This window comes from Vibrio atlanticus (assembly GCF_024347315.1).
GTDB classification, from domain to species: Bacteria; Pseudomonadota; Gammaproteobacteria; order Enterobacterales; family Vibrionaceae; genus Vibrio; species Vibrio atlanticus.
Map to the genome: position 1 here is coordinate 793,907 of NZ_AP025460.1, position 15,487 is coordinate 809,393.

Consider the following 15,487-nt stretch of genomic DNA (forward strand, 5'->3'; position numbering starts at 1 on the left):
GCAACCTTCGGGAATAGCTTCGAAGAAAACAGTTAGGTTGTTCCTATAACCCACTGAATTTATTCCAATACTACCTTAATCAACTGCATAAGAGACCTAAGCACATGAGAATTTTGCGTGGCTCCCCAGCTCTATCTGAGTTTCGTGTTAACAAGCTTTTAGAGCTTTGTCGTGAATTAAGCTTACCTGTAACAGGTATTTACGCTGAGTTTGCCCACTTTGCTGATCTAACGGCAGACCTAGATGAGTCTGAAGTTGAGAAGCTAGAAAAGCTACTGACTTACGGTCCAACGATTGAAGAGCATGAACCTGAAGGTTTACTGCTGCTTGCAACGCCACGCCCGGGCACTATCTCGCCTTGGTCTTCAAAATCAACAGATATCGCACACAACTGTGGACTGGCTAAAGTGTCACGTCTAGAGCGCGGTACTGCTTTCTACATTGAAACCTCTTCTGAACTTTCTGAGCTTCAACTTGTTGAGCTGAAAGCCATTCTGCACGACCGTATGATGGAAGTGGTTTTCACTGACTTCGAATCAGCGGCGGCACTGTTCACTGTTGCTGAGCCTGCTCCTTATGCGGAAGTTGACCTACTAACTGGTGGACGTAAAGCGCTTGAAAAAGCAAACGTTACCCTAGGTCTAGCACTTGCAGAAGACGAAATTGATTACCTTCTTGAAAGCTTCACTGAGAAGCTAGGTCGTAACCCGACTGACATCGAGCTAATGATGTTTGCACAAGCGAACTCAGAGCACTGTCGTCACAAGATCTTTAACGCTGATTGGACTATCGATGGCGTTAAGCAAGAAAAATCATTGTTCAAGATGATTAAGAACACCTTTGAAACGACACCAGAGCACGTTCTGTCTGCTTATAAAGATAACGCAGCGGTAATGACAGGTTCTGAAGTGGGTCGTTTCTTCCCAGATCCAGAAACTCGCCAGTACAACTACCACCAAGAAAAAACACACATCTTGATGAAAGTTGAAACGCACAACCACCCAACGGCAATCTCTCCATGGCCGGGCGCATCGACAGGTTCAGGCGGTGAAATCCGCGATGAAGGCGCGACAGGTATTGGCGGTAAGCCAAAAGCGGGTCTGGTTGCTTTCTCTGTATCTAACCTGAAAATTCCGAACTTCGTTCAACCTTGGGAAACAGACTTTGGTAAGCCAAGCCGTATCGTTACTGCTTTGGATATCATGCTTGAAGGTCCTCTTGGTGGCGCAGCATTCAACAACGAATTTGGTCGTCCAAACCTATTGGGTTACTTCCGTACTTACGAAGAGAAAGTAAACTCTCACGCAGGTGAAGAAGTACGTGGTTACCACAAACCAATCATGCTGGCTGGTGGTCTAGGTAACATTCGTGATGATCATGTTCAGAAGAAAGAGATCCCAGTAGGCGCAAGCCTAATCGTTCTTGGCGGTCCAGCAATGAATATCGGCCTTGGTGGCGGTGCTGCATCTTCAATGGATTCTGGTTCTTCTTCTGAAGACTTAGATTTTGCTTCTGTACAACGTGAAAACCCAGAAATGGAACGTCGTTGTCAGGAAGTTATCGACCGTTGTTGGCAGCTTGGTGATGCGAACCCAATCGCATTTATCCACGATGTGGGCGCGGGCGGCATCTCCAATGCTCTTCCTGAGTTAGTAGACGATGGCGAGCGTGGCGGTATCTTTAACTTACGTGACGTGCCAAACGATGAGCCGGGCATGAGCCCACTTGAGATCTGGTGTAACGAATCTCAAGAGCGTTACGTAATGGCGGTTGCTGATAAAGACTTAGCGACATTTGAAGCGATTTGTAAGCGTGAACGCGCTCCATTCGCGATTGTTGGTAAAGCAACAGAAGAACGTGATCTTAAATTAGAAGATTCACACTTCGACAATACGCCAATCGACATGCCGATGGACATCCTATTAGGTAAAACGCCTAAGATGCACCGTGACGCGAAGACGCTAAAAGCAAACAATCCTGCGATTGACCGTTCTGGTATCGAACTAAACGAAGCGGTTGACCGTATTCTTCGCCTACCAACAGTGGCAGAGAAAACATTCCTTATCACCATCGGTGACCGCTCGGTAACAGGCCTTGTAGCTCGTGACCAAATGGTTGGCCCATGGCAGGTTCCTGTAGCAAACTGCGCAGTAACAGCAGCAAGCTACGACTCTTACCATGGTGAGGCGATGTCTCTTGGTGAGCGTACGCCAGTAGCACTTCTAGACTTTGGCGCGTCAGCTCGTCTAGCAGTTGGTGAAGCAATCACTAACATCGCAGCGACCAACATCGGCGATATCAAACACATTAAACTGTCGGCTAACTGGATGTCTCCAGCGGGTCACCCGGGTGAAGATGCAGGTCTTTACGAAGCGGTTAAAGCCGTGGGTGAAGAGCTATGTCCGGCTCTGGGTCTAACTATCCCTGTGGGTAAAGACTCAATGTCGATGAAGACTAAGTGGGAAGAGAACGGCGAGCAGAAAGAAGTAACGTCTCCGCTATCTCTTGTTATTACTGCGTTTGCTCGTGTTGAAGATGTTCGTAAAACCATTACGCCTCAACTTCGCACTGACAAAGGTGGTTCAAGCTTAGTACTTATCGACCTAGGTAACGGTAAAAACCGTCTAGGTGCTACGGCACTGGCACAAGTTTACAAGCAGCTTGGTGATAAGCCAGCTGACGTAGACAACGCAGCACAACTAAAAGGCTTCTATGAAGGCGTTCAAGCACTGGTTGCTAATGACCAAGTTGTGGCTTACCACGATAAAGGCGATGGCGGTCTATTTGTAACGCTAGCAGAAATGGCATTCGCAGGTCACTGTGGTGTTAATGCAAACATTGAAGCTTTAGGTGAAGACACACTAGCTGCACTATTTAACGAAGAGCTAGGTGCGGTAATCCAAGTTCGTAACGATGACCTAGACGCAGTACTTTCTACACTTGCTGCAAACGGCCTAGAAGCGTGTTCACACGTAATTGGTTCTGTTGAAGCATCAGACGAAGTAGTGATTAAGTCAGGCGCAGACGTTGTAATCCAACGTAACCGTACTGAACTACGTACTATCTGGGCTGAAACTACGCACAAGATGCAAGGTTTACGTGATAACCCAATCTGTGCAGACCAAGAGCACGAAGCGAAGAAAGACAATTCAGACCCAGGTCTGAACGTGAAACTAAGCTTTGACGTAAACGAAGACATTGCTGCTCCTTACATCAACACGGGCGCTAAGCCTAAGATGGCGATTCTACGTGAGCAGGGTGTTAACTCTCACGTTGAAATGGCAGCAGCATTTGACCGCGCAGGCTTCGAAGCGACTGATATTCACATGAGCGACATCCTAACGGGTCAAGCGGTACTAGAAGAGTACAACGGCCTTGTGGCTTGTGGTGGTTTCTCTTACGGTGATGTACTAGGCGCTGGTGAAGGTTGGGCTAAGTCGGTTCTGTTTAACGACTCTACGCGTGACCAGTTTGAAAACTTCTTCAAGCGTGAAGATACCTTCTCTCTAGGTGTGTGTAACGGTTGTCAGATGCTGTCTAACCTGCGCGAGCTAATCCCTGGTGCTGAGTACTGGCCACGTTTCGTTCGCAACGAATCTGAGCGTTTTGAAGCACGTTTCAGCCTCGTTGAAGTTCAGAAGTCAGATTCTGTATTCTTCAATGGCATGGAAGGCTCTCGTATGCCAATCGCTGTTTCTCATGGTGAAGGCCGCGTAGAAGTACGTGATAACGACCACCTAAACGCGATTGAAAATTCAGGTACAGTTGCTCTACGTTACGTTGATAACAACGGTAACCAAACGCAGCAATACCCGAATAACCCGAACGGTTCGCCAAACGCTATCACTGGTTTAACGACTACAGATGGCCGCGTGACTATCATGATGCCTCACCCAGAGCGTGTATTCCGTACGGTTGCTAACTCTTGGTCTCCAGAAGGCTGGGGTGAGAATGGCGCTTGGATGCGTATGTTCCAAAACGCACGTAAGAACGTGGGTTAATTGAGTTAATCAAAAACAGGGTTAATCTGAACTAAGATTGACCCTAACAAAAAAGCGCAGACCAATTGGCCTGCGCTTTTTTGTTAGTTTTTAGGTGTTATATTTCAATTTTATATGAGTGATTATATTATAAGTTATTACTAGTTTTTTTAGTTACTTTAAGGCGTGTTGTAAATGTGTAATGCTCACAATCATTTACCTAGTTGTAATTGTGGTTATGGTAGAGGGCGTAATAGCTCTTTTAGTTCTCGGGGTTATCAACCATCCTCAATAGAGAGTAAACCTGAAAAAGATAAAGCAGAGGTATTTTCACCACTATTGATTCTAATGGAATGTAACCAGTGTGGTAAGTCTGTATATTTCTATCGTTCAAGATACAATGGTAGAGTTTTTTTTGATTCATTAGGTAAGCCTTGGCCAAAGCACTTATGCTTGTCGAATGATAGCGTGAAGACAACTGACGATAACTTTTTTGATATCCTCTCAATGCAAGAGCAGAAGAATCTATATACTAAAATTACAGGTATACATAAAGATGAAGTGATTTGTTTGACTCTGCAGACAGAAGTACTCAATAAATATAAAATTAATATCAATAGTGAGTTGAAGTTAGTTAAAAATAAATACTCTGATAAGGTGATTTACATGGATCACTTGAAAAGAAAAGTTGAGATTAGATGCCAGTAGGAATTTATAATCAAAAAAAGCCGCTGGACTTAACTCCTGCGGCTTTTGGCTTTCTATTTATATAGAACTCTAGAATCTAACGATTAGTTGTTGCTGTGTAGCTCGCTGTTTAGCTCAACAGCAGACTTGTTCGCTAGACATTCAATTTGGCCAGTAATCGAGTTACGACGGAACAGAAGGTCAGAAACGCCAGCAAGGTCACGAGCTTTAATGATTTCTACTTCGTTGCCTTCTTTATCTAGCATGCGAACCTTAGTACCCGCAGTCACGTAAAGGCCAGACTCAACCGTACAACGGTCGCCCATTGGGAAACCAAGACCCGCATTTGCGCCTAGTAAGCAGTTTTCGCCGATAGAGATAACCATAGTACCGCCACCCGACAGAGTACCCATGATAGAAGCGCCGCCGCCGATGTCTGAACCGTTACCCACAACAACACCCGCAGAGATACGACCTTCAACCATGCTTACGCCAGTAGTACCCGCATTGAAGTTGATGAAACCTTCGTGCATTACTGTTGTGCCTTCGCCTACGTGTGCACCAAGACGAACACGAGAAGTGTCAGCAATACGAATACCTGTTGGTACCACGTAATCTACCATTTTAGGGAACTTGTCTACGCAATCTACAGACAGAGCGCGACCCGCTAGGCGAGCTTCGATTTGACGATCAGCCAACTCAGGAAGATCGATAGGGCCTTCGTTAGTCCATGCGATGTTGTGCAGTAGACCGAAGATACCGTCTAGTACCGTACCGTGTGGTTGAACTAGGCGGTTAGAGATCAGTTGCAGCTTAAGGAAGCCTTCAGCAACTGATGCTGGCTTCTCGTCAGTCGCAAGAACAACAAGAACAAGAGGTTGCTCAGATGTTGCTGCTTTTTCTGCGAAAGATGCGTTTGCTGCATCGTCGTTTGCTGCGAATGCTTTCGCTAGTTCTGCGCTTTGTGCAGCAGAGATTTCGATAGCTTGGTTGCCTTCAGTGTAACCTGCAACTTCACCAACAGCCGCAACAAGAGCGTCGCTTGGGTTTAGAAGTGGGTTAGGGAAGAACGCTTCAATGATTTTATTGTCGCGGTTTTTGGTTGCCGTACCGAAGGCTAGTGAAAAGTAAGCCATGTTGAATCTCCATGTGTTGAGTCTTGATTTTGCTATTTCATAACAGCGGCTCGAATAACAAGCGCTGCCGTTAGCAAAGTTAATTTAATTGCGTTCATCATAAAGAGAGCGCCCTCGTTATGAAAGGGCGCATCGGGATAAAGTCTGTAAAATGATATTGCTTGTCTTTCTGGAGATAGTTTTCTGCAATGAGAAAGTGATGCAATTCAACAAAATTTGATATCAAAGTTAGATAACCAACGTTCTTTAAATGAACAACACTCTTTAGATAAATAGCGCTTTGTAAGCCTGCTCAATCCCTTCAATCAGCATCTGCATACCGATAACTGCGAGTATTAAGCCCATCATTCGAGTAATCACGTTCAGTGCACTTGGTCCGACCGCTTTAACGAAGCGTTCGCCGAATACAAATAAGACGTAGGTTAGGGTGCAGAGGAGGCCAAATGCCACGATGGTAATGATGGTCTCGTAAATCCCCTCGGTACTGGCAAAGTTCATCGCGGTGGCAATGGTGCCGGGGCCTGCCAGTATGGGCATGGCTAAAGGTGATACTGCGATGCTTAGCGCCGCGTCTCTCTGGGCGTCTGAGTTCACTTTCTCTTTTGCTTTTGAATGTGTTGAATCACCTTGCAGCATGTGGAAGCCAATCAAAAAGACCAGAATACCACCTGTGATACGCAGCGCGTACAGCGTGATACCAAAGAGGTCAAAGATCAGTTTGCCAGAGAGTGCAAAAGTACTGACGATAACGAAGGCAATGAGTACCGATCGGAATGCGATAGATTTAACCGTTTCCCTGTCATTGTCACCGGTTAATCCAAGAAATATTGGCGTATTAGCGATAGGGTTCATGATGGCAAAAAAGCCCATGAACACGGTAATGGTATGAATGATGAGCTCTTTCATATTATTCCTTTGAAAAGATGCAGTTAAATACCAATGGTTTGTGTATTTAATCTTAGATACAAATAATTATTAGAAATAGATGGTAGAGCAAGTGTGAATAAAAAACAGCCAGCATAAGGCTGGCTGTTTGGTTTTAGTGATAGGGGTAGAGTTTTGGTCGTCTGTTATTGCTTGTTTCTCAATTAACGGACTCTACGCTATGGATAGATTGCGGCGCTCAATTTTGTCGTTATGCGTTCAAAGATTCGCTCACCGCCACAGCCAATGCAACTGTCGCACCGACCATTGGGTTGTTACCCATACCTATGAAGCCCATCATTGCCACGTGAGCCGGAACAGAAGAGCTACCTGCGAACTGAGCATCAGCGTGCATTCTGCCCATGGTATCTGTCATGCCGTAAGACGCTGGGCCTGCTGCTACGTTATCTGGGTGCAATGTTCGACCTGTACCGCCGCCTGAAGCAACTGAGAAGTAAGGTAAACCTTGGCGAGTACGTTCTGCTTTGTAGATACCCGCAACAGGGTGTTGGAAGCGCGTTGGGTTGGTTGAGTTACCCGTAATACTTACATCAACTTCTTCTCTGTGCATGATTGCCACACCTTCACGTACATCATCAGCGCCGTAACACAAGATCTCTCCGCGAGGGCCTTGTGAGAAGCGGCGACGTTCTGTTTCAACAAGCTCGCCTGTTTGGTAATCGTATTGAGTGCGTACATAGGTAAAACCATTGATGCGAGAAATTAAGTAAGCTGCATCTTTACCTAGACCATTTAAGATCACTTTCAATGGGTTTTGACGCGATTTGTTGACGTTTAGCGCAATTTTAATCGCACCTTCAGCTGCAGCAAAAGACTCGTGACCCGCAAGAAAGGCGAAGCAGTGGCTCTCTTCATTGAGAAGACGAGCGGCTAGCGCACCATGTCCGATACCGACTTGGCGTTGCTCAGCAACACTGCCGGGTTTAGTGAATGCTTGAAGGCCTTCACCAATGATATTTGCAGCTTGTTCTGCGCTGGTTGCTTTGCGAAATAACGCCAGTGCTGAGCCAAGAATATAAGCATCGGCAGCGCTTTCAAAAGCAATAGGTTGGGTGTCCATCACCATGGCTTTTGGGTCGACATTGTGTGATTTACAGTATTGGTTCGCTTGCTCTAAAGAGTCGAAGTTCATTTCTGCCAATACGCGAGTTACTGATTCATTCAATTGAGTGTTCATCATATCTTTCCTCTAAATTGGCAAAATTATTGTTGGCGTGGGTTAATGGTGGTTACGGCTTCATCGAAGCGACCGTAAGTTCCCATAGCAAGGTCTGCAGCTTCATTGGCTGACATACCTTGATTAATCGCCTTCATCATTTTGCCGAGGTTGAGATATTCGTAGCCAATCACTTCGCTATGGTCATCAAGTGCAAGCTTGGTCACGTAGCCCTCTGCAAGCTCTAGGTAACGTACGCCTTTTGCAGCAGTTGAATAGCTGGTACCTACTTGGCTACGTTGTGTTTGACCTAGGTCTTCCAATGCAGCGCCAATTTCTAGGCCGCCTTCAGAGAATGCAGATTGAGTTCGACCGTAAACAAACTGCAGAAAGATTTCACGCATCGCTACGTTGATCGCATCACACACCAAGTCAGTATTCAGAGCTTCAAGAATGGTTCTTCCTGTGAGGATTTCGGCTGCCATCGCGGCTGATTGAGTCATGCCTGAACAACCAATCGTTTCGATTAGTGCTTCTTCGATGATGCCGTTTTTTACGTTCAGCGTTAGTTTTGCTGCACCTTGTTGTGGTGCACAAGTGCCGACGCCATGGCTTAAGCCAGAAATAGCGATAACGTCTTTTGGGCTAACCATAGCGCCTTCAACTGGAATTGGCGCTGAAGTGTGCAGATCACCCCTTTGAATAGGGCACATTGATTGAATTTCTGAAGAGTAGTGCATAATGTTTTCTCACAGTTAGAGTCATTGAAGACCTAGAGTGTTGAGAAAACAGGACGTGTTGGAAGAGGTGCGGCTAATTCACTACAGATCTTGAGTATCGATAATCCAAAGGTGTCATGAAGCTCGGTCTTAAGAGACTAAGCCCATTTCAAAATGGAGGAATAGCGATACATCCAACAGTATTACCTGTTTTCGATTCTGTAGGAGTCATTAGCACTGTTCGAAAGAACGGGCGGTTGAAGCAAAAGCTTAGGTGGAACCCCATCACCTGATGGCTATAGATTAGATCTTTATCACACTTTCATGCAAGCGAATGTTTAGAGCGATTTCGACTATAAACAGAGTTCATTATATTTCGATAAGTATAAAAAAACGCCAATAACGAGCTCTAATTAGAGGTGTCATTGACGTTTTCAACAGAAGTATCAGCTAGTTACGCTGCATCTTCTTCTGCGTCTTCAACAGCTTCAAGTTTCTTTTCTTTTTTCGGAGCTGGTTTACGCTTAGCACCTAATGCGTAAAGAACTTCTTCTTTGTTCTTCGCTAGGTACATTGCAAGCTCTTCTTGCTTGCCTTCATCTTCAACTAAATCGCTTTTGCTTAATAGTTCAAAAAGCTCATCAGCCATATCCAGCATTTTGTCGTATGCGTCAGCTTCGGCTTTAGAGGTAAAAGTCATTTTCTCTTCTCCGTTGCGTTCGACCACGTACTTGACGATAACAGCCATGGTTAATCCTCTAAGTTTGATAAATTTTACTGGCTTTTTATACAGTTTCTGATGTTAAAAGTCCAGTTGGAGCCCTAACAATGCGGCCTCAATCTTGATGTGTAGCCCAGTCTTCACAATAACTCATGAAAGATTTCAGTAGCGGGCTTTGATATTTGTCTTTATGGACCAGCATCCAGAATCGACGTTTCATGTCGAGTGGGACATCGAGTGCTTTCACTCGGCCTGAGTCAATTGCTCGTTGCGCAGCCAGCCGTGATAAACACGCGAATCCAAGATTGGCAGAAACAGAATTGATGATCGCCTCAGTCGTGTTGAGCTCAAAGGATTCATACCAATGTTCGATACGCGGTGCGACGGCACGCAGGAAAAACTCGCGAGTGCCTGAACCAGACTCACGTAAAATCCAATGACTATCTTCTAAATCGCTTAAAATCACTTTTTCTTTTGAATTGAGAGGGTGTTGATTACTAACAATAATACACATTTCATCGCTACTGAACTGGCTAGAGATCAACTCCGGATGGAGTGTTTTTCCTTCAATTAACGCGATATCCAGTTCATAATCCACCAGCTTTTGGCAGATCAGTGCACTGTTTGAAATGAACAAGCTTTGATCCTGATGCTGAGTTCGTTGACGAAAGCCCGATAAAATAAACGGTGCGACTTGATTACCAATCGTGTCACTCGCGCCGACCTTTAAATTGCCACTCAAAGGCTGGTCGTCACGGAATAAAACATCGATGCCTGCAGCTCTATGAAGAATCTCGTCAGCCAAAGGAAGTAGTTTTTGTCCTTCTTGATTGAGAATTAATCGGTTGTTGACCCGGTCAAATAGAGAGTGGCCCAATTGTTTCTCCATTTCGCCCAGCGCCATGCTGACAGCAGCCTTAGACAAAAACAGTGCTTCCGATGCGGCGGTAAGCGTCGAATGCTGAGTAATAGTGACAAACACTTTAAGTTGTTTGATTGAGATATTAGCCATCAGGTTCCTAGTTTACGCTGCAGGTGGAATAGGCTGTTCAGTATTGATGAACGCTTGTTATATATAATTGGATATTACTGAACTAAGCGCAAGCGTATTATGGCTTCAACAAGCTGATGAGTTCACAAGTTTAGTGAATTAAGTTTAAGAGAGGCTGACATGATTCAACGTATTAAATATAGATTAACAGGAGCTCCAACCCCCATGGCTGGGTTAGCACTGGCAATCGCAAGCTTAGGCTGGTGCTGGGATGGCGTTTTAGTCGCACAAGGTATTTTGCACACACCGGGTTTGGTGCAGTGGGTCAGTGCTGGTATTGCGGCTGTATTGCTTCTTGTTTTAGCTGTGAAATTTTTGATTCACGGCCACTTATTACGTGAAGACCTTGCTCACCCTGTTGTCGGCAGTGTGGTACCCACATTCGCAATGGGTTGTATGGTGGTGTCTGCTTCGTTGGCGCCAATCTCTCAATTCTTACAAGAAGCTGTGTGGCTCGCTTCGGTAGCGTTACATGTCGTGTTCTTGGTGAGCTTCTTATACCACAGAGCTAAAAACTTTGAGATTCACCACATGGTGCCAAGCTGGTTTGTGCCACCAATCGGTATTATCGTGGCAGACGTTTCTTTTTCAGGTAACCCGATCTTAGAGCCCGTTGCTCACGCGACTTTAGTTTTTGGCTTATTGGTTTATGCGGTAATGCTACCTCTCATGATTTACCGTTTGATCTTCTCTCATGAAGTGCCTGACGCAGCAAAACCAACCATTGCGATTATGGCGGCACCAGCAAGTCTATCTTTAGCTGGCTACCTAACGGTGACGGCAAATCCTTCGCCAGTGATCATTGGTTTGCTATTTGGTATCGCGGTGTTGATGACGTTTATTATCTACATCGCGTTTTTCAAACTACTTCGTCTGCCATTCAGCCCGGGCTATGCGGCGTTCACTTTCCCAATCGTGATTGGTGCAACGGCGTTATTCAAATTGGCGGCTTGGATGCAAACTGTTGGTGTGGAAACTCACTATGTGGATCAAGTCTTCAACCTAGCGTATCTAGAATTGATTGTGGCAACGTTTGTAGTGGGTTATGTGGCGGTTCGTTATTACATGAATTACAAACCTCACCGTGTTCTAAGTGCGGTAGGCAGTAGATTGTAAGAAGCAATAGTTCAAAAGATAAACGGACCTTAAGTTTTCAGTATTTCATAAGCTTATATTCCTAATCCAAACTCTGCACTTATGCTAATCTGGCTTTATATTGTGGCAAGATTAGCGTGAGTGCACTTTGTTTACTGTTTACCATTCCAATAAAGTCGATACTTTAAAAATCCTTCTCGTTCACTTAATCAAAAGTGACCCTTTAGCCAATCCTTTCGAAAAAGAGCAGATCTTGGTTCAGAGCCCAGGTATGTCTCAATGGCTTAAGATGGAACTCGCCAAAGAGTTTGGCGTAGCAGCAAATATCGATTTCCCACTTCCAGCAACCTTCATTTGGGATATGTTTACCCAAGTGCTTCCTGATGTACCTAAACGCAGTGCTTTTAACAAGGAAGCGATGACATGGAAGCTGATGAGTTTGTTACCCGCTAAGCTTGACCACCCTGATTTTTTACCTCTACAACGCTACCTTGAAAACGACGAAGATGATTCGAAGTTGTATCAATTGGCAGAAAAAATTGCCGATATCTTCGATGGTTACTTGGTGTATCGACCTGAATGGATGGCGATGTGGGAAGCGGGAGAGCCCGTTGCAGAACTTATCGATGATGAGGGACAACAAGAGCACCCTTGGCAACCGATTTTGTGGCAAGCACTCTATGAGAAAACCTTGTCTCAAGGCCAATCTAAATATCACCGTGGCAACTTGTATCACGACTTCATTGAAGCGCTAGCCAAGCAACAAGGTCAACTGCAACATCTGCCTAAACGCTTATTTGTGTTTGGTATTTCTTCGTTGCCTCCTCGCTACATGGATGCATTGAAAGCGCTTGGCGAGCAGATTGATGTGCACTTGATGTTTACCAATCCGTGCCAACATTACTGGGGCGATATTCGCGATCGTAAATACTTGGCAAGAGTCGAAGCACAGCGCCGCAAGCAGTTTGCTTTGATTGATGGTTTACCTCAGCTTGAAGGCGAAGCCTCACCATTGAAAGATGGCATTGAAGCTAATATTGAAGACGAACTGCATACCAGCCAAGCCGTGGGTAATAGTTTACTTGCGTCTATGGGGAAACTGGGCAGAGATAACCTGTTTTTACTATCTCAATCAGACTGCGAAGAGCATGAGTTCTTTATTGATGTTGAGAGAGATAACCTATTGCATCAACTGCAAGCCGATATTCTCCAGTTAGAAGAACATCAAGACGACCACATCTTAGATTCCAGTAACCATAAGCAGGTGGTTGAACTGGGTGATCGCTCGTTGACTGTACATGCTTGTCATAGCCCAATGCGTGAGGTTGAAGTTCTTCATGACCAGCTATTGGCGATGTTTGATGCGGACCCGACACTGAAACCACGCGATATCATCGTGATGGTGTCTGACATTAATGCTTATAGCCCAGCGATTCAGGCGGTATTTGGTAATGCTCCGGGTGAGCGTTATATCCCTTACTCGATCTCTGATAGAACCGCAGACCAAGAAAGCCCAATTCTGACCGCCTTCATGCAGTTGGTCGCGCTACCGAACACGCGCTGTTTAGCCTCTGAGTTGCTAGAGCTGTTAGAAATTCCTGCGATGATGGCACGTTTTGGTATTGACGAGTTTCAATTCGAGCAAGCTAAGCAATGGGTTGAAGAAGCGGGTATCCGTTGGGGTGTTGATGCTTCAACGGCGACAGAATTTGATCTACCTGCGACCGAGCAAAATACTTGGCTCTTTGGTATCCAGCGTATGTTGTTGGGCTATGCGATGTCGGATTCTGCGGGTTTATTTGAAACTGAACACTCTCCGATTGCCGCTTATAACGAAGTTCAAGGCATTAACGCCGAACTTGCAGGTAAGTTAGCTCACTTTATCGATCGTATTGCCCAATACCGTCAACGCTTAACTGAGACTCAATCTATCGATATGTGGCGTGAAATCTTGCTGCAAATGATTGATGATTTCTTTGCGGTTGAACTGGAAGGCGAGGTGGTGCTCAAATCGATTCGTGATGCGCTTTCTCAACTGAATGAACAGCTTGATGATGCCTTGTACGAACAAGAACTGTCGCCAAGCATTATCTACCAGTACCTCAATAATAAGTTATCTGGCGCGCGCATTAGCCAGCGTTTCTTAGCTGGCCAAGTTAACTTTTGTACCTTGATGCCGATGCGTTCTATTCCGTTCAAAACCGTCTGTTTGTTAGGCATGAATGATGGTGTTTACCCTCGCTCAATGCCGCCAGAAGGTTTTGATCTAATGAACGGACGCACACGACCTGGCGATCGTTCTCGTCGTGATGATGACCGCTATCTATTCTTAGAGGCGATGCTGTCGGCGCAAGAGTGTTTGTACATCAGTTATGTTGGCCGCTCGATTCAAGATAATACTGAGCGAGTGCCGTCAGTATTGGTTTCAGAGTTGATTGAATACTGCCAGCAGAACTACTGCCTAAGTGAAGACCAAGCGTTGCCAAGCGATGATTCTGGTATCAACCTGACTCAAGCGATCAGTTTTGAACACACCATGACACCGTTTAGCCCTGCTGCGTTTACTCAAGGTGATGCGAGCCATGTGCTGAGTTACGCCAAAGAGTGGCTTCCTGCGGCTAACCGTTCCGGTGAACGCAGTGGTGAATTCAATCGTGCATTGGATGATTATTTGTTGGGGGCGACGTACCCGTTAGAACTCGACTTGGTTGAGTTACAGCGTTTTTGGCGTTTGCCAGTGCAGTACTTCTTTAATCGCCGCCTAAAAGTGGTATTTGAGCCGCCACTTCCTGTGATGGAAGACGATGAGCCATTTGTACTTAATGGTTTAGAGAGCTTCCAGCTCAAAGATGCGTTGCTACAAGTGTTGCTGGATCACCCTGAAGGGGCGGATGAAGCGGTGCGACTGTTTGTCTCTGAGCAAAAAGCACAAGGTCGATTACCTGTTGGCGCTTTTGGTGATATCGAATTTGAAACCAACCGCGTTCAAGCAGAAGACTTAGCCAAAGAGATTCGATTTGTGAGCGGATCACCGCAACAAGATCTCGAAGTGAATATCGAATTTGATGTGTTAGGCGAAGGTAAGCCTGTTCGCTTGATGGGTTGGTTAACTCAAAACTATCAATCAGGTCTAGTTCGTTTCCGTAGCGGCAAAATACGCTCTCAAGATTATTTGGCAGCGTGGGTTGATCATCTATGTTGTGCAGTGATGGGACACGGAAAGACGACCCATATTATTGGCTACGACAGAAAAGAGGGCGTGGTTCATCAAACGCTACAACCTATCGGCGATGCGCAGCAGGCGAAGAGTTTGCTGGCTGAATTAGTCCGACTGTTTTATCAAGGCATGACTGCACCATTGCCTTATTTCCCGAAAACCGCATTGGCTGGTGTTGAAGCGGGCTTTAGTCGTGGTAAGTGGGTCGATGACGAAGAAAAGTCGCTCAAGAAAATGGCCGATACCTTTAATGACAGCTTCGCCTTTACGGGTGAGGGGAGAGATACTTACATCTCACGTATTTGGTCTAAATGGGACGATGAGTTGGCTGCTGAGTCACGGATGTATTCAACGCTTGTGTTACAGGCGGCAAGGTTGGCAGCTGCCGATCTGGAAGATCAGGAGTAAGTGGCTGTGATCGGCAAGATCAATAGCGTGCGCGCGAAATTAATGAAAAACGAACGAGAGTCGCTGGTCAGCATTTGGGATGCTTGCTTTCAAGGTGAAGGGAATCGAAGTGAAGGGAAGCAAGGTACAGGAAATAAAGTGGCCGCCAGTAAATCATTATTAGTGTAGGGCGTTCGCTGTACGGCCACAGGTCAGAGGGACCATTATTCTGTGGTTCAAAGTAGGCAATGAGTATAAAACTCGAATCGCGCTCCTGAACTCGTGGGCGCATAGTAGCGAGGCGATCTGAATTGATCCGTGAGAGAGATCGCACTAACTATTAACAAATTAGCGTAGGACGTAAATTGAATGACGTTTTCCACGCTAGGTCAC

11 protein-coding genes and 1 riboswitch are annotated in these 15,487 nt (G+C 45.6%); of the genes, 5 read left to right on the top strand and 6 right to left on the bottom strand.

The window, feature by feature from the left end; all coding sequences use genetic code 11:
• The first annotated feature begins 104 nt into the window (after positions 1-104).
• Positions 105-4,001 carry a phosphoribosylformylglycinamidine synthase gene (purL, locus tag OCV30_RS03630; RefSeq protein ID WP_065678529.1) on the top strand — a complete coding sequence of 1,299 codons (3,897 nt, stop codon included), beginning with the start codon at positions 105-107 and terminating at the stop codon, positions 3,999-4,001.
• A gap of 174 nt (positions 4,002-4,175) precedes the next feature.
• Complete coding sequence (locus OCV30_RS03635; protein WP_065678530.1) at positions 4,176-4,688, top strand: hypothetical protein; 513 nt, start codon at positions 4,176-4,178, stop codon at positions 4,686-4,688.
• A gap of 83 nt (positions 4,689-4,771) precedes the next feature.
• Here the strand turns inward: OCV30_RS03635 and dapD are convergent, their stop codons facing one another.
• From dapD to OCV30_RS03665, 6 genes are all read right to left on the bottom strand, one after another.
• Entirely contained in the window at positions 4,772-5,803 is a 1,032-nt protein-coding gene (gene dapD, locus OCV30_RS03640) for a 2,3,4,5-tetrahydropyridine-2,6-dicarboxylate N-succinyltransferase (RefSeq protein ID WP_065678531.1), read from the bottom strand.
• Between the two features lie 264 nt (positions 5,804-6,067).
• Complete coding sequence (locus OCV30_RS03645; protein WP_065678532.1) at positions 6,068-6,709, bottom strand: MarC family protein; 642 nt, start codon at positions 6,707-6,709, stop codon at positions 6,068-6,070.
• A 229-nt stretch (positions 6,710-6,938) separates the two neighbouring features.
• A complete protein-coding gene (locus OCV30_RS03650; protein ID WP_065678533.1) occupies positions 6,939-7,928 on the bottom strand; it encodes a GGGtGRT protein in 990 nt (329 codons plus the stop codon).
• 23 nt (positions 7,929-7,951) lie between these two features.
• Positions 7,952-8,644, bottom strand: a complete 693-nt coding sequence (locus OCV30_RS03655) for an iron-sulfur cluster assembly scaffold protein (protein ID WP_017084447.1) — start codon at positions 8,642-8,644, stop codon at positions 7,952-7,954.
• A 194-nt stretch (positions 8,645-8,838) separates the two neighbouring features.
• Positions 8,839-8,922, bottom strand: a riboswitch (Fluoride riboswitch).
• A 155-nt stretch (positions 8,923-9,077) separates the two neighbouring features.
• Entirely contained in the window at positions 9,078-9,371 is a 294-nt protein-coding gene (locus tag OCV30_RS03660; protein ID WP_004735185.1) for a YebG family protein, read from the bottom strand.
• Positions 9,372-9,459: 88 nt separating this feature from the next.
• Positions 9,460-10,356, bottom strand: a complete 897-nt coding sequence (locus OCV30_RS03665) for a LysR family transcriptional regulator (protein ID WP_065678534.1) — start codon at positions 10,354-10,356, stop codon at positions 9,460-9,462.
• Between the two features lie 159 nt (positions 10,357-10,515).
• Here OCV30_RS03665 and OCV30_RS03670 point away from each other — a divergent pair, with 159 nt between their 5' ends.
• From OCV30_RS03670 to OCV30_RS03680, 3 genes are all read left to right on the top strand, one after another.
• Positions 10,516-11,511, top strand: coding sequence for a TDT family transporter (locus tag OCV30_RS03670; protein WP_017098030.1), 996 nt, complete (start codon positions 10,516-10,518; stop codon positions 11,509-11,511).
• A 127-nt stretch (positions 11,512-11,638) separates the two neighbouring features.
• Entirely contained in the window at positions 11,639-15,115 is a 3,477-nt protein-coding gene (gene recC, locus OCV30_RS03675) for an exodeoxyribonuclease V subunit gamma (protein WP_065678535.1), read from the top strand.
• 6 nt (positions 15,116-15,121) lie between these two features.
• A complete protein-coding gene (locus tag OCV30_RS03680) occupies positions 15,122-15,283 on the top strand; it encodes a hypothetical protein (protein WP_167351943.1) in 162 nt (53 codons plus the stop codon).
• Positions 15,284-15,487 lie beyond the last annotated feature (204 nt).